Source organism: Phyllobacterium sp. CCNWLW109 (assembly GCF_037203905.1).
In the GTDB taxonomy this organism is placed as follows: Bacteria; Pseudomonadota; Alphaproteobacteria; order Rhizobiales; family Rhizobiaceae; genus Phyllobacterium; species Phyllobacterium ifriqiyense.
Genome location: NZ_JBBCBK010000004.1, coordinates 439,357 through 452,898, shown reverse-complemented (window position 1 = coordinate 452,898; position 13,542 = coordinate 439,357). Strand labels below are relative to the sequence as shown.

19 protein-coding genes and 1 other RNA gene are annotated in these 13,542 nt (G+C 52.0%); 12 read left to right on the top strand and 8 right to left on the bottom strand.

Going from position 1 to position 13,542, the window contains the following annotated elements; translation table 11 throughout:
* Positions 1-6 precede the first annotated feature (6 nt).
* From hflC to V9K92_RS17635, 6 genes are all read right to left on the bottom strand, one after another.
* Positions 7-951: a protease modulator HflC gene (gene hflC, locus V9K92_RS17660; protein WP_115052598.1), complete on the bottom strand. Its 945-nt coding sequence runs from the start codon at positions 949-951 to the stop codon at positions 7-9.
* Positions 951-2,057: an FtsH protease activity modulator HflK gene (gene hflK / locus V9K92_RS17655; protein ID WP_337354540.1), complete on the bottom strand. Its 1,107-nt coding sequence runs from the start codon at positions 2,055-2,057 to the stop codon at positions 951-953. The genes hflC and hflK overlap by 1 nt, the downstream gene beginning before the upstream one ends.
* Positions 2,058-2,348: 291 nt before the next feature.
* Entirely contained in the window at positions 2,349-2,852 is a 504-nt protein-coding gene (locus tag V9K92_RS17650) for a dihydrofolate reductase (RefSeq protein WP_337354539.1), read from the bottom strand.
* Positions 2,849-3,841, bottom strand: a complete 993-nt coding sequence (locus V9K92_RS17645; RefSeq protein WP_337354538.1) for a DUF4424 domain-containing protein — start codon at positions 3,839-3,841, stop codon at positions 2,849-2,851. Before V9K92_RS17645 ends, V9K92_RS17650 begins: the two co-directional genes overlap by 4 nt.
* Positions 3,842-3,901: 60 nt before the next feature.
* Positions 3,902-4,696 (bottom strand): thymidylate synthase, encoded by a 795-nt coding sequence (locus tag V9K92_RS17640; RefSeq protein ID WP_115052594.1) that lies wholly within the window; start codon positions 4,694-4,696, stop codon positions 3,902-3,904.
* A gap of 117 nt (positions 4,697-4,813) precedes the next feature.
* A complete protein-coding gene (locus V9K92_RS17635; protein ID WP_115052593.1) occupies positions 4,814-5,125 on the bottom strand; it encodes a DUF2853 family protein in 312 nt (103 codons plus the stop codon).
* A gap of 245 nt (positions 5,126-5,370) precedes the next feature.
* Between V9K92_RS17635 and V9K92_RS17630 the strand changes: the two genes are divergently transcribed.
* Positions 5,371-5,577 (top strand): hypothetical protein, encoded by a 207-nt coding sequence (locus V9K92_RS17630; protein WP_337354537.1) that lies wholly within the window; start codon positions 5,371-5,373, stop codon positions 5,575-5,577.
* A gap of 13 nt (positions 5,578-5,590) precedes the next feature.
* Here the strand turns inward: V9K92_RS17630 and V9K92_RS17625 are convergent, their stop codons facing one another.
* On the bottom strand, positions 5,591-6,178 hold the full coding sequence (locus V9K92_RS17625) for a tyrosine phosphatase family protein (RefSeq protein ID WP_337354536.1): 588 nt from the start codon (positions 6,176-6,178) through the stop codon (positions 5,591-5,593).
* Between the two features lie 93 nt (positions 6,179-6,271).
* Here V9K92_RS17625 and ssrA point away from each other — a divergent pair.
* From ssrA to V9K92_RS17595, 6 genes are all read left to right on the top strand, one after another.
* Positions 6,272-6,630, top strand: a transfer-messenger RNA (tmRNA) gene (gene ssrA / locus V9K92_RS17620).
* Positions 6,631-6,777: 147 nt separating this feature from the next.
* Positions 6,778-7,128, top strand: a complete 351-nt coding sequence (locus V9K92_RS17615) for an ArsR/SmtB family transcription factor (RefSeq protein ID WP_115052591.1) — start codon at positions 6,778-6,780, stop codon at positions 7,126-7,128.
* The gene (locus tag V9K92_RS17610; RefSeq protein WP_337354535.1) at positions 7,112-7,585 is read left to right on the top strand and encodes an SRPBCC family protein; all 474 of its coding nucleotides are present in this window, start codon (positions 7,112-7,114) and stop codon (positions 7,583-7,585) included. The genes V9K92_RS17615 and V9K92_RS17610 overlap by 17 nt, the downstream gene beginning before the upstream one ends.
* 38 nt (positions 7,586-7,623) lie before the next feature.
* Positions 7,624-8,394 (top strand): DUF899 domain-containing protein, encoded by a 771-nt coding sequence (locus tag V9K92_RS17605; RefSeq protein WP_337354534.1) that lies wholly within the window; start codon positions 7,624-7,626, stop codon positions 8,392-8,394.
* A 42-nt stretch (positions 8,395-8,436) separates the two neighbouring features.
* Positions 8,437-8,703: a hypothetical protein gene (locus V9K92_RS17600; protein ID WP_307279082.1), complete on the top strand. Its 267-nt coding sequence runs from the start codon at positions 8,437-8,439 to the stop codon at positions 8,701-8,703.
* 168 nt (positions 8,704-8,871) lie between these two features.
* On the top strand, positions 8,872-9,417 hold the full coding sequence (locus V9K92_RS17595) for an AAA family ATPase (RefSeq protein WP_337354533.1): 546 nt from the start codon (positions 8,872-8,874) through the stop codon (positions 9,415-9,417).
* A 50-nt stretch (positions 9,418-9,467) separates the two neighbouring features.
* On the opposite strand, the gene V9K92_RS17590 is transcribed toward V9K92_RS17595, so the two are convergent.
* Positions 9,468-10,673 carry a multidrug effflux MFS transporter gene (locus tag V9K92_RS17590; protein ID WP_337354532.1) on the bottom strand — a complete coding sequence of 402 codons (1,206 nt, stop codon included), beginning with the start codon at positions 10,671-10,673 and terminating at the stop codon, positions 9,468-9,470.
* Positions 10,674-10,979: 306 nt separating this feature from the next.
* Here V9K92_RS17590 and V9K92_RS17585 point away from each other — a divergent pair, with 306 nt between their 5' ends.
* From V9K92_RS17585 to V9K92_RS17565, 5 genes are all read left to right on the top strand, one after another.
* Positions 10,980-11,687, top strand: coding sequence for a TetR/AcrR family transcriptional regulator (locus tag V9K92_RS17585; protein ID WP_307279091.1), 708 nt, complete (start codon positions 10,980-10,982; stop codon positions 11,685-11,687).
* A 270-nt stretch (positions 11,688-11,957) separates the two neighbouring features.
* On the top strand, positions 11,958-12,551 hold the full coding sequence (locus V9K92_RS17580) for an SspB family protein (RefSeq protein ID WP_337354531.1): 594 nt from the start codon (positions 11,958-11,960) through the stop codon (positions 12,549-12,551).
* An 8-nt stretch (positions 12,552-12,559) separates the two neighbouring features.
* The gene (locus V9K92_RS17575; RefSeq protein ID WP_336439801.1) at positions 12,560-12,751 is read left to right on the top strand and encodes a DUF4169 family protein; all 192 of its coding nucleotides are present in this window, start codon (positions 12,560-12,562) and stop codon (positions 12,749-12,751) included.
* Complete coding sequence (locus V9K92_RS17570) at positions 12,748-12,981, top strand: ribbon-helix-helix domain-containing protein (RefSeq protein WP_336439800.1); 234 nt, start codon at positions 12,748-12,750, stop codon at positions 12,979-12,981. Before V9K92_RS17575 ends, V9K92_RS17570 begins: the two co-directional genes overlap by 4 nt.
* Positions 12,982-13,055: 74 nt before the next feature.
* Positions 13,056-13,541, top strand: a complete 486-nt coding sequence (locus V9K92_RS17565; RefSeq protein WP_115053247.1) for a VOC family protein — start codon at positions 13,056-13,058, stop codon at positions 13,539-13,541.
* The last annotated feature ends 1 nt before the right edge of the window (position 13,542 follow it).

Sequence of the window (13,542 nt, the reverse complement as noted above, 5' to 3'; positions counted from 1 at the left end):
TGCCCCCTATTGAGGGGCAGGTGTTGTTGCAGCAGGCGCAGGCGGTGTGGAACCGCTAACTGGCGGCAATGCTCCACCAGCATCCTGGAAGTAACGGAAAAACTCGGAGTTAGGTGAAAGTACCATCGTCGTTCCGGTGTTTTCCAGTGCAGTGCCATAGGCCGACATTGACCTATAGAAAGCAAAGAAATCGGGATCTTTCGAGAATACATCCGCGAAGATACGGCTGCGCTCGCCTTCACCCTGACCGCGGATAATTTCCGATTCCTTGCGGGCTTCGGCAACGATCTCGACCACCTGACGATCGGCAATCGCCTTGATCCGCTGTGCAGCTTCACGGCCACGCGCACGCAGACGTTCAGCTTCAGCAAGACGTTCGGCGCTCATACGGGCAAAGGTCTGCTGGGATACTTCCTGAGTTAGATCCGTACGGCGAATACGTACATCGGTGATCTGCAATCCAAGCGATTCAGAGTCAGGACGCAATTGTTCACGCACCTCAAGCATCATGCCTGCACGTTCATCCGACAAAGCAGCTTCAAAGCCGCGCAAGCCGTAAACGCCACGCAGGGCTGCATCAAGACGTGTGCGTAGGCGGGCTTCCGCCAGAGTCACGTCGCCCGAAACGGTCTGACGGAATTTACGAGGATCGGTGATGCGATAGACGAGGAAGGCATCGACTTCGTAGAACTTGCCGCCCGAAACCTGAACACGGATATTATCGAGTTCAAAGCTGAGAGCACGATTTTCGATCATCTGAACATTATCTGCTTCAAGAAAGCCGAAAGGCATTTTGAAATAGATACCGGGCTCGGATTCCACATCGACAATTTCACCGAAGCGCAGAACGATGGCCTGCTGACCGGCGCGTACAACAAAGATTGACGCATAAACAAGAAGCGCAGCGAAGAGGATTACACCGACATAAATCGGGAGACGATTCTGGTTCATCACTGTGCTCCTCCGATCGCGGGTTTCGCCTGTTTGCTCAGTTCCGGCAATGGTAGATAGGGAACAACGCCCTGCCCGTTCTGATCAACAATGACCTTGGTAGAGTCTTTCAGCACACGCTCCATGGTTTCAAGGAAAAGACGCTTACGGGTAACTTCCGGCGCCTTGACATATTCATCGTAGACTGAGGTAAAGCGCTGGGCCTCACCCGCTGCTTCCTGAACGATACGGTTTTTATAAGCCGCAGCATCTTCACGAATCTGCGCGCCCTCACCGCGAGCCTGACCGAGCTTCTGGTTGGAATATTGATTGGATTCCTCAACGAAACGATCTTCGTCCTGTTCAGCACGCTGAACTTCGTCGAAGGCGTCTGCAACTTCGCGCGGTGGAGCTGCATCTTCAATTGAAAGAGCATTGATAGCAATGCCAGCGCCATATTCATCAAGCGTTTTCTGGATAATGTTGCGCACGTCATTAGCAATGCCTGCGCGATTATCACGGAAAATATCCTGAGCTGGACTGCGGCCAACGATCTCGCGCATAGCGCTTTCAGAAACCTGCTGTACCAGATTTTCCGGATTTTCGACCTTGAACAGATAGGAAACCGGATCGGAAACACGATAAAGCACCGAGAACTGAACATCGACGATGTTCTGGTCACCCGAAAGCATCAGGCCTTCCTTGGCGCCGCGTGTACCTTGTCCGCCAATATTCTTCTGCTTTTCAACAATCTCCACCTTTTCGTAGGATTCGATTGGCCAGAAGTGGAAATGCAAGCCAGGCTCGGAAATATCGGTCTTCGGTTTACCAAAACGCAGTTCGACTGCACGTTCGTCTGGCTGAACAGTATAAACAGACTGGAAAACCCAGAAAGCCACAAGGGCAAGTCCGATCAGGCCCCAGATAGCTGGACTACCGCCGGTGCCACCGGGGATTGCTTGCCGCAGACGGTCTTGACCGCGGCGGAAAATGTCTTCGAGGTCCGGAGGCGTCTTGCCTCCACCGCCACCTTGCGGTTTTTGACCCCAAGGGCCACCACCACCGCCATTATTATTACCGCCACCGCCCCAAGGGCCGCCGCCACCGTTCTGATTACTCCAGGGCATTCCTACCTCTTAATTTGAACGAAAATCACCACCCTGTGGCTACCCCTCGCAGCACATGCCCCTAGAAACCGGAATCGATTTTTAGAATGGGCCATGCGCTATTTTAACGCTCTACTGAGACCTTTGCGTCGCCATTCTGACACGGGACGCAGTAGCTCAACATCCCGTTTATAGGGATGGCGAGGTTGGCTTTCAACGCACACCGACGCTTTTCTGAGCCTTTTGCTGAAAAACCAAACAATTATCGTCAGTTATCACAATATTTTCATAATATGAGGCGTGTCGGCAAGCTTAATGGCGACGCTCGTAGACGACATAGCGTGTCGGATAGTTGTCTTTTTCCCCAGCGGGAAATTCTTCGCTGGACGATTCCGACCAGATGGCAGGATCGATCTCGGGAAAATGGACATCGCCTTCCACGCTCGCAAGCACCCATGTCACATACAACCTGTCAGCGCGGTTGAGGCATTGCCGGAAGATCTCGCCGCCGCCGATAATGCAAATCTCATTGACCTGATCAGCGCCCGCGTGGCTGCCCGCAATCAGCAGCGCTTCGTCAACGGACCTGGCCGAGACTACCCTCTCGACATTGAAAGCTGGATCGCGCGTAATGACGATATTTGTGCGTCCCGGCAAAGGCTTGCCAAGCGAATCCCATGTCTTGCGACCCATGATGATGGGCTTGCCCATGGTAATCGCCTTGAACCGCTTCAAATCCGAAGATAATCGCCATGGCAGATCATTATCCCGTCCAATCACACCATTCTGCGCAATGGCAACTACAAAGCTGATCATTCAGACTTATTCCTCTTCAGAAGCAGTATTTCCAAATCGCGCTCGGGCCAGAAATCTTCAGCAGTCATCTCAAAGGTTGTGGGACCGGTTTTTCTGACATTCTGCCCACAAAAACTGATCAGATTCTCCGTGTCGCCCTTATCGATCGTAAGTTTGAACTTCTTGATAGGGCCTGCCCAATTACCACCTGTGGTAAGGATATACGATATCCAGTTTTCATAGAGCACGGTTCGCTCGAGCCCAGCCTTCTTGACGATTTTTGCAACGCTTTGATTGAAGCTCTTGTCACGGCAATACTTCTGCGCGTGGTCAAAATTGGGGCCATGGGTACTGTTATCATCGGGATCAAAATTCAGGCTGACAGTTCCGCCGACACTGGGCTTGTAGCGATGCGATACACGCACATCCTTTCCTGCCGGAAAATGGCCCACCCACCAATAGGTCGACTTGAGCAACCAGCCCGGTGCAAATTCAGAATCATCACTATTTTGGAGAATACCGCGTTTCAGCCAATCCTGTTTTGTGGCGGTATCCAACTTGTCAATCGCCGCTTGGACCGAAGCATTTTGCGGTGACACTGGAATTGCACTCGAAATGAGGGCGTCAGTAACGTCAAGACCGCCGGCCAGGCCACGCTGTTGCAGCTCGGGCTTGATCGGCTTGCCATCAATGGCGACTGTAAAGTCCAGAAAATTGTCCGAGCCCATATCCGGAATGGCAATATCGGATTCGTAACGGGGTTCGAGATCAGGCATGGGGAAAGCAATAATGTTCTCCACATCGCCATCCGAATTGTTTCTGAACACATAATCGACGCGTATCTCGTTTTCCGAAATGAACAGGTCTTCCTGTTCCATGGAAATGATTGAATTGCGCGTGTAGATCAGACCGCCAGTTCCCACCGATGCGGTTGTATCATTAGCCAGACCTGGCGATGAAACCAGAAGCAGCAATGTCTGAAGAGCGACGAGAGACAATCTGACAGTCATTTTCACTCTCCGCGAAGATGGTCCAGAGCATTTTCAACTAAAACGATGTCATGAATTGCTCTAGACGGCGATGGGCGCCTTAATGGCCGGCTCAGCGACATAATCAACGAGACGGAAGTCATCATATTTAAAAGCAAAGAGATCAGTCACATCAGGATTGATCTGCATAATAGGCAATGGACCCGGCTTGCGCGCAAGTTGTAATCGCGCCTGCTCGAAATGGTTTGCATAAAGATGCGCATCGCCCAGAGTGTGAACAAAATCACCCGGTTTCAAACCTGTCACCTGAGCGATCATCATCGTCAACAGTGCATAAGAGGCGATGTTGAACGGAACGCCCAGAAAAATATCGGCGGATCGTTGGTAAAGCTGGCAGGACAGTTTGCCATCAGACACATAAAACTGGAACAGGCAGTGGCATGGCGGCAGCGCCATCTCGTCTACAAGCGCGGGATTCCATGCCGAAACGATCAGACGCCGTGAATTGGGGTTGTTCCGTATGGCACTCAGTAGCCCGGCAATCTGATCAATATGCCCGCCATCCGGTGTCGGCCATGAGCGCCATTGATAGCCATAGACGGGGCCGAGATCGCCGTTTTCGTCAGCCCATTCGTCCCAAATCGTTACGCCATTATCACGCAGATAGGCAATGTTGGTGTCGCCTTTCAGGAACCACAACAACTCGTGGATAATCGACTTGAGATGCAGTTTCTTCGTGGTGAGAACGGGAAACCCTGCGGCCAGATCAAATCGCATTTGATAGCCGAAAACCGAACGCGTGCCCGTGCCCGTGCGATCACCACGGTCGGCACCGTTGTCAAGGACGTGCTGTAGAAGATCAAGATAAGTGCGCATCGTTTCTCTTTAGCAGATTCGACTGACTAAATAGTAAAACTTGTGCGTGATCCACAGCACTGCAAACAGAAAAGCCCTGCGGATTCCCACAAGGCTTTCTCTTTTGAGGCGGAAAGATCAGATGCTACCCAACGCTCCAAGAGCCTTAGCGGTCAGATAGTAAAATGTAACGCGGCTCTTGGTGCGGTCGTCCTTCATTGTTGCGCATACGGACTCGATTGCGGCATCGGCTTTGGCCACATCTGTCAGGCCAAGCTTCTTTTCCACCCAATTGGTGCGAACGCGCGCCAATTCTTCAGGATCAGAACAGGATACCAGTGATGAATCCCGGTTGCGTAGAGCAATGCCGAGATGTTTGACGATCTTTGCAACGACAGCTTCATCAGCCGCAGCATCGTAATGACGGACATCGGTTAGATAGTCACTCATGTAAAAATCTCCTGATTGCTAGGCCCAATGCGCTGCATTGCAACCTCCCCTGACAATGAAGACATGGCGCGTTGCGGAAAACAGGCTGGCCAATGTCCACGCTAGACAAAAGGAACATTCCTCAGCAATACCCCCAAGTCAATCACTCTTTGGCTCGGCCGATGTCAGGCTTTATCGCGAAACCGCTTTCGAAATCGTCCGCCAAAGGATAGTACAGCGGCATCAAATGACAGGAAGGCACCGCCATGGATACTGTGGAAATTACGACGCGCAGCGATTTTGCCATGTGGGCGATTGAGCGCGCGCAGGAGATAGTGCGAACCGAAGGGTCCGCTCTTGCCCTCGCCGCGCGCGATATGGATGAGGCCGGATTGAAAGAGTCCGGAGCAGCGCTGGGCAAGGCCATTGCCGATGCTATGCTGGAAGTCTTTGACGGCCTTGTCCCTGAGTAAGCGTGCAGAGCTATCAGGCCGCCGATCTGCCCATTTCCAATTCACGCGTGCGACCAATGCGTGTCATCAACTCTTCGAACATTGCATCGCGCTTCAGCTGGACTGCATAGTGGCGGTGCAATTCGGAAACCAGCCTGCCTTTACGGCCCAATTGTTCATCGGCATAGCCAATCATCAATGAGTTCGGCCAGGCCTGAGGCCGGATTGTTCGCAGTCTCTCGAAAAGCCGATCTTCAGCCTCATCCGGACTGGCTTGCGCCATAAGCGTCAGCATAGCGGCAGTCGAGCGTGAAACGCCCATATGGCAATGCACAAGCAGGTGGCCCTCAACGCGATCTTCTGCCGATTGAAGAAGGCGAGAGCCGAAATTGAGTATTTCCGTCACATGATGTTGCTGAGGTAGAACGCGATCTGGCGCAGCGTCGATAATATCGTGAAATTGCAGGATTGTGCGGTCATGGATACCATAGGACTGGAACGCTTCCAGCTCTGGCCAGTCGGGATCAACGATTGAAAGCACATGGCTGACGCCGCGCTCCCTTTGGCCGGGAAGTTCATCGATACCGCATATTGTAAGCGTGGATATTTTCAACGTCTGCATGATCTGACCGCTTTCTGGTGACTGTTGGCTCTGCTTATAAGGGAACCGAGCAGTCGCCGCTACACTTGCATCAACCGGAAAATCAATGATTTGCGCGTTGATTTAATTATGCGGCACACCTATATACGTTCCGCTGGCTTCGGCCAGCTATGGTGATAAACGGACGATGAAATAAGCCCATTGGACCCGGGGGCGGTACCCGGCGCCTCCACCACAATGCAGCAGAACAACGCTGCCTTGTGGCGGGGGCGAAATAGGATCGACAAGGGTGTAAAGATCGAACTTTTGCCCGGCATTGTACCACCGTTATCGGGCTAACTCAGTAGTTGCAAACGACAACTATGCGGAAGCACGTATCGCTGCTTAATGCAGTGCTATAGCTTCAAATCAAGTCCTAGGGGTTCGCACTTCTAGGCGGGGTTCGGAGGTACCTGGCAACAGAAACCTCCACTTCCTCTCCTTCAAAATCTTTAAAACACTCCTTCGCATTTCTGCGTTGTGACCTCCTGCTGCCTTTGCGCCTGCAAAGTCCTGCTTGACGATCGCGTTTGTCAGGCGTATATAACCATTAAGTTAAATAACCGAATGGTTCTACAGCAATGCAAACAGACCGCCTCGACAATATTTTTTCTGCGCTGGCCGACCCTACCCGCCGGGCGATTCTTGCGCGGCTTTCACTCGGAACAACTTCGGTAACGGAACTGGCAGAACCTTTCGAAATGTCAGGCCCCGCTATTTCAAAACATCTGAAGGTTTTGGAACGCGCAGGCCTGGTCATTCGTGGCCGGGAAGCGCAGTGGCGGCCATGCAGCCTCAATGCTGCACCGCTGAAGGAAGTCGAGACCTGGATCGAACATTATAAACGCTTCTGGGAAAACAGCTTCGACCGGTTGGAAGAATATCTGGAAGAGCTACAGGTGGAGGACAAGAAAAATGATTCAGAACAATAGTGCCGAAATAGCAAACACTGTTGCCGGGCGCGTCCTGACTATCAATCGGGTTTTCAATGCCCCACGTTCCGTAGTTTTCAAGGCGTTCATCGACCCGAAACGAATGCTGCAATGGCTTGGGCCCCGGGACTATCCCGCAAGTTTCGTGGAAGCGGATGTTCGCCCCGGTGGCAAATGGCGGGCATGCCTGGACTCGGCGGCAAATGGCGAGGAACTTTGGCACGGCGGAATCTATCATGAGGTCGTACCAGACGAACGGCTCGTCTTCACATTTGCATGGGATCAGGAAGACGGAAAAGCAGGCAGGGAAACGCTTGTCAAAATCGATTTCGAAGACTTGGCCGGCAAGACCAAAATGCAGTTTCAACAGTCCGAGTTCGACACAGTGGAAAATTGTGAAGGCCACCGGCAGGGTTGGAACAGCGCCTTCGACAGGCTGGAAGAACTGCTCGCCTGAAATCAGCAGCGACGAAGCAACAGCAACAGGAGATGATCATGCAACACCAGATCGTATCACGAGAACAATGGCTCGAAGCGCGCACTGCACTGCTCGAAAAAGAAAAAGCCTTTACCAAAGCGCAAGAGCGCATGAGTGCGGAAAAACGCGCGCTGCCTTGGGTAAAAATCGAAAAGGATTATGTCTTTGATAGCCCTTCAGGAAAGGTAACGCTCTCTGATTTGTTCAACGGACACAGCCAGCTTTTCATCAAGCATTTCATGTTGGCACCCGGTCAGGAAAAACCATGTTTCGGTTGCGGCCTCGTTGTGGATCACGTGGAAGGCATTTTACGGCATCTGGCAAATAATGACGTGTCTTATGTCGCCATTGCGCGGGCGCCAATTGCTGAAATCGAAGCTGCCCGTAAATCCATGGGCTGGAACTTTCCATGGGTGTCGTCTTTCAATAACGACTTCAACTATGATTTTGACGTGTCATTTACTGCGGAGGAAAGAGAGAAAGGCACGGCATTCTACAATTATGAATATGGCGACCCGGGGATCGACGATTTGTCGGGCGGCAGCGTGTTCTACAAGGATGAAGACGGCCAGATCTATCATACCTATTCAGCATTTGGCCGCGGTGATGAGCAATTCCTTGGTGTCTACGCCTATTTCGACATCATGCCAAAGGGCCGCAATGAAAATGGTCCGCATTTCAATCTTGGCGATTGGGCGCGGCTGAAAAACACCAATGGCCTGACCAGCAATCCGCCGGCGCCAATCCACGAGCAAGGCGCTGCATGCGCTTGTTCGACACCTAGCTGACTTTGCACCATGTGCTGCACACTAATTGCACTGTGCATCGCAATGGCAACCGCAACCCGGGCGAGTTTGAAAAACATTCTCGCCCGGCGGCTGCGCCTCCTTGCCTATGCCATCGCGTCCATCACCGTGATTGTGGGCTCAGCTTTCGCGGCAGAGCATGTCCGGCACTATTTCAACAGGGCCGCCAATAATGAGCGTTCTGTACTGGCTGAAATTCTCGCGCAGCCCATTTGCAGCGGCGTGCCAGCAAATGGGGCCAAACCCATCCAGCTAACTGATGCGAGCTATAAAAAATCCTCCGGACAATGAAATTCGCTTGAGTTTCTTCGATATAGTTGGTTAAATCATTCACATGGTTCGCTGATCAAGCGCCAAAACCCTCCCCCCAAATTCCCTTAAAGCTAGCGGCGGTCCGCCTCTGCTGTTCGTAAATCTATGAAGCTGATAGCCGTGAGCGCGCGTCAGCAGGAGCTATCCATGCACATTCTAAATGAAAGGTTTGTCGTCCTCACAGGCGGCCCGGGCTCAGGAAAAACAACTCTCATTGAAGAGCTGAAACAACGCGGTCACGCCGCCTCGGTCGAAGCTGGGCGAGCGATTATCCAGCAGCAAACAAGCATTGAAGGACCAGCGCTTCCTTGGAAAGACCCTGCCCTTTTCTCCGAACTGATGCTTTGTTGGGAACTGCGATCTTACGAGATTGCACAAGAAGTGGATGGGATGATCTTTTTCGATCGCGGCATCCCGGACATCGCAGGATATCTGCAACTATCGCAGCTTGCGGTGCCCGCACATGTTCAAAACGCTGCCGAACAATACCGGTATAACCCGCTGGCTTTCATACTGTCCCCTTGGGAAGAGATCTTTGAGCAAGATAGGGAACGCAAACAAACATTTGCGGAGGCTGTCCGGACCTATCATGCCATGGTGAAAGCCTATGGGCATTTTGGCTATGACCTGATCGAAGTGCCTCGATTGCCAGCCAGTCACCGGACCGACTTTATCCTTGAGCACCTATCATGAAAAAGGCCCGGATTTGCATCCGGGCCTTTTTGCAGATCTGAAACTCAGAATTACTCGGCAGCAGCACCGACTTCAACAGGACGGCGGCCGATCGTCAGTTGTGTGACGGCGAAAGCTATCACGGCGCACATGGCAATACCGGCGGCCATCGGCAGTGGCTTGCCTGTGAAGAAAAGCGCCGCAACAATCATGGCGATGATCGATATCACGAACTGCAAAGTACCCAACAGAGCCGACGCGGAACCGGCAATTTCTCCGTGCTCTTCCAATGCAAGAACACCGGTTGTCGGGATAACAAGGCCGAGGAAGCCATAGCCGACAAAGAGGAATGCAGCCAGAACCGGCAATTGATCAAAGCCGGCGCCCATGACAACAACCATGGCGGCCAATGTTATGCCAAAGCCCGTAACTGCCATACGCATGACACGCACCAGACCAAAGCGGCTGCCAAGCCAACCGGTCAATTGCGACACGGTGAAAAACGAAACCGCGTTGATCGAGAAAGCAATACTATATTGCGTTGGTGTCAGGCCGTAGTGGTCAATCAAGACGAAAGGCGAGTTGGCAAGATAGACGAGGAAGCTCGCAATGCCAAAACCGCCAATCATCGACAAGACCATAAAGTTGCGATCACGCAGCAGAATTCCGTAAGCAGTGAGCGCACTACGCAAGCTACTTTCCGCACGCGCTTCCTTTGGCCGGGTTTCTTCAAGCTGTGTTGACAGCAAAAACAGACCGATAAGGGCGGCAATCATTACGGCCCAGAATACGCCGCGCCATCCAAAAAAGTGAATAACCGCACTGCCTGTCAACGGCGCTAGAATAGGAGAAATGCTGAACACCAGCATCAGCAGCGACATAAGGCGAGCGGCCTGAACGCCAGTATGCATGTCACGTACAACAGCGCGTGGAATGACCATACCTGCTGCACCGCCAATTCCCTGCAGGAAGCGGAATGCGACCAGCGTCTCAATATTTGTTGCCAGGGCGCAGCCAATGCTGGCTACCGTAAACAGACCGATCCCCATATAGAGAGGTAGCTTGCGACCCCACATATCCGAGAGCGGACCATAGACGATCTGGAAGAGGGCAAAGGACAGGAAAAAGGCCAAAAGACTCATTTGCACGGCATTTTCACCCGCCGCCAGATCGGCACCGATGAATGGAAGCGCAGGCAAATACATATCGATCGCAAAAGGACCGATGGCCGACAGCAATCCAAGGATGATTGCATAGCGTAGGAAGGAGGACTTCATGGTGATGCTCTTTCAAGCAATCGCGGCACAGGAGCGCGTTGCATTTACGAATTGAACGGTCTTGATAGAGCAGGGCCGTCTCAATTTGATGAAACACCCTGCCCTATCCGAAATTTCTTCGCAGCTACCCCCGGACAGCCAGAAATCCGGTTTTGGGCACTGCGCTAAACATGAAGGCGTCTGCTTGGGAGGAGCATGGCGCTCATGGGAAATACTGCGTCAATATATTTGGACACAGGTGTAAAATTAGACACTATTGTCTAATACGTCAAGACGCATTATCTTGGGCCTATGAAAAATCACGCGATGGCTTTAAGCCGACCATCAACTGCACGCAAAGACACCGGTCCCACACAACGCGGTCAATGTTCAAAACGTGTATCTATTCTGGATGCCGCAGCAAATGTTTTTTGCCGGGAAGGCTTTTCCGGAGCCAGTATTGATGAAATTGCGATTGAAGCATGCGTCTCGCGCCAGACAATATATAACCACTACCGCGAAAAAGAAACGCTGTTTGTCGCAGTGATCGAAGATGTTATGGAGCGGGCAAACGCCATGCTTTTCTCTACACTTTCGACCTTTCCCGACAAGCCCGATCATCTGCAACAAGATTTGGCCGATTTCGCCATAAGGCTGACAAAAAATTGCCTGTGCAACGATGACGGAAAGTTCCTACGCAGGCTTGTCCAGTCCGAGGGCGAGAGATATCCGCATTTGTTCGAAGGATGGCGCCAGCACGGTCCATGCAAAATAAGCACGACGCTTGGCGCGCTGTTTGCAAAGCTCGCCCACAAGGGTGCATTGCGAATCGATGATTTTGACCTTGCCGCCCGCCAATTTCTGGCGCTGGTGAATGCCGATCTCCAAATGATTTATCTGTTTGGTGGCAAACCGACAGAAGAAGAACTGCAGACCGCTGCCAAAAATGCCGTTGAAACTTTCTTGCGAGCCTATGGTCCGCGCGTACAGGAAACCAGCAGCCAACCGGCTCCTGTCCTGATGGCTGTCAGCTGACTTCCACATTTGAATTGCGAAAGCGTCTACCAGCAAAGTACAATTTGCTCATTTATTGTGGTCCTTGGTTGTCTGACGCCAAGCCGCTGTAAAATTTGCCGCAAATACTCTTGATAATGCGCTTCACAGACATCGATATCCTGTTTGCTGGATATATTTGCACCCATTGCTGACAATCGGTCGCAAATGCATTAGCGATGCGCCATAATGGTCGGATACGATTTCTATCTCCGCTTGACAGGCAGGGGGGAATCCATGGGATAAGAGTGCATGCCACAAGATATGATCCGTTACGATATACTTGCCCAGGAAGCGCTTCGCGGCGTTATCCGTAAAGTGCTAGGCGAAGTTGCCAAAGCAGGCCTGCCGGGCAACCACCATTTTTTCGTCACCTTTTTGACCGGCGCACCCGGCGTGCGTATTTCGACGCGGCTTCACGAAAAATATCCGGAACAGATGACGATTGTCCTTCAACATCAATTCTGGGACATGCAGGTCACAGACGCCCATCTTGAAGTCGGCCTATCGTTTGGCGATGTGCCGGAGAAACTCGTCGTGCCATTCTCCGCGATTCGCGGTTTCTATGACCCTTCTGTAAACTTCGAGCTGGAGTTCGATGTGGAGGTTGAAGAAACCGTTGGCGACAATGACCAAGGTATCACCAGCATAGCGCCAACCGACATTGCTGACGGTCCCAAGCTCGCTTCGACCAGCGCCAAGCCAAAGCCTCCGGCAAAATCCGCCAAGAAACCGGCCAAGCCATCCGGAAAGTCGGAAGCGGCAGCCGATGCAAGCTCAGACGATAATGGCGAGAAAGCTTCTGCTTCGGTGGTATCGCTCGACTCCTTCCGCAAGAAGAAATAACGACCTCCATGGCCGAGATCGTCAACCTGCGGCAGGTCAGGAAACGCAAAGCCAAAGATGCTGGAGAACAGGTTGCGGCTCAGAACCGCATCTTGTTCGGGCGCACCAAGACTGAGAAGAAGTTCGAAACTGCATTAACCGCTAAAGCAGAGCGGTTTTTGGACGATAGCCGGCTGGAAAAGCCCTTGGACGACAAGTGAGTCTTGTCCAGAAGCGCTCGGTGACAATTCACGGGCACCGCACCAGCTTTTCGCTCGAAGATCCCTTTTATGAAATTATCACCTCCATTGCACAAACCCGCCAAATGACGCTGGCGGCACTTATCGCACAGGTCGACAACGATCGGGATCGCGACTCCAGCCTTTCATCCGCATTGCGATTATACGTATTGGCTTGGGTGCAAAGTGGCGGCATGTCTACGCAAAAATAATTCCGGCATCATGTAGGATTGGTCAGTCTTCCTTCGTCTTTCAGGCAGTTCAAATCGCAATGAAAGGGAATGACATGCCAATCAAACAAAAAATTACTCCATGCTTGTGGTTCGAAGGCAATGCCGAAGAAGCGATGGAGTTCTATTTTTCCATCTTTGAAAATGGAAAGATTCTGGAAAAGAGCTATTGGGGCAAAGGCGGCATGGGACCGGAAGGGTCTTTGCTGACCGCTCGATTTGAAATCGCCGGTCAGGAATATCTGGCGCTGAATGGCGGTCCGGAATTCAAATTCAACGAGGCCATCTCTCTTATAATCGATTGCGGATCCCAGGCTGAAATAGATGAGCTCACCGAGAAGTTGACTGCAAATGGCGGTGAAATCGGCCCATGCGGCTGGGTAAAGGACAAGTTTGGCCTGTCATGGCAGATCGTGCCTTCGGTGCTTGGTCAAATGATGCAAGACAAGGACCAGACAAAGGTTGACCGCCTTTTGGGAGCACTCCTGCAAATGCACAAGCTCGACATCAGCAAGCTGGAAGCGGCTTTTAGGGGCGAGTAAA

Coding starts and splice junctions, on each gene's coding strand:
- V9K92_RS17600 (WP_307279082.1), top strand. CDS start 8,437: ATGGCAACCGCAACCCGGGCGAGTTTGAAAAACATTCTCGCCCGGCGG.
- V9K92_RS17595 (WP_337354533.1), top strand. CDS start 8,872: ATGCACATTCTAAATGAAAGGTTTGTCGTCCTCACAGGCGGCCCGGGC.
- V9K92_RS17635 (WP_115052593.1), bottom strand. CDS start 5,125: ATGAGTGACTATCTAACCGATGTCCGTCATTACGATGCTGCGGCTGAT.
- V9K92_RS17565 (WP_115053247.1), top strand. CDS start 13,056: ATGCCAATCAAACAAAAAATTACTCCATGCTTGTGGTTCGAAGGCAAT.
- V9K92_RS17640 (WP_115052594.1), bottom strand. CDS start 4,696: ATGCGCACTTATCTTGATCTTCTACAGCACGTCCTTGACAACGGTGCC.
- V9K92_RS17605 (WP_337354534.1), top strand. CDS start 7,624: ATGCAACACCAGATCGTATCACGAGAACAATGGCTCGAAGCGCGCACT.
- V9K92_RS17590 (WP_337354532.1), bottom strand. CDS start 10,673: ATGAAGTCCTCCTTCCTACGCTATGCAATCATCCTTGGATTGCTGTCG.
- hflK (WP_337354540.1), bottom strand. CDS start 2,057: ATGCCCTGGAGTAATCAGAACGGTGGCGGCGGCCCTTGGGGCGGTGGC.
- V9K92_RS17625 (WP_337354536.1), bottom strand. CDS start 6,178: ATGCAGACGTTGAAAATATCCACGCTTACAATATGCGGTATCGATGAA.
- V9K92_RS17575 (WP_336439801.1), top strand. CDS start 12,560: ATGGCCGAGATCGTCAACCTGCGGCAGGTCAGGAAACGCAAAGCCAAA.
- V9K92_RS17615 (WP_115052591.1), top strand. CDS start 6,778: ATGCAAACAGACCGCCTCGACAATATTTTTTCTGCGCTGGCCGACCCT.
- hflC (WP_115052598.1), bottom strand. CDS start 951: ATGAACCAGAATCGTCTCCCGATTTATGTCGGTGTAATCCTCTTCGCT.
- V9K92_RS17630 (WP_337354537.1), top strand. CDS start 5,371: ATGGATACTGTGGAAATTACGACGCGCAGCGATTTTGCCATGTGGGCG.
- V9K92_RS17650 (WP_337354539.1), bottom strand. CDS start 2,852: ATGATCAGCTTTGTAGTTGCCATTGCGCAGAATGGTGTGATTGGACGG.
- V9K92_RS17645 (WP_337354538.1), bottom strand. CDS start 3,841: ATGACTGTCAGATTGTCTCTCGTCGCTCTTCAGACATTGCTGCTTCTG.
- V9K92_RS17610 (WP_337354535.1), top strand. CDS start 7,112: ATGATTCAGAACAATAGTGCCGAAATAGCAAACACTGTTGCCGGGCGC.
- V9K92_RS17585 (WP_307279091.1), top strand. CDS start 10,980: ATGGCTTTAAGCCGACCATCAACTGCACGCAAAGACACCGGTCCCACA.
- V9K92_RS17580 (WP_337354531.1), top strand. CDS start 11,958: ATGCCACAAGATATGATCCGTTACGATATACTTGCCCAGGAAGCGCTT.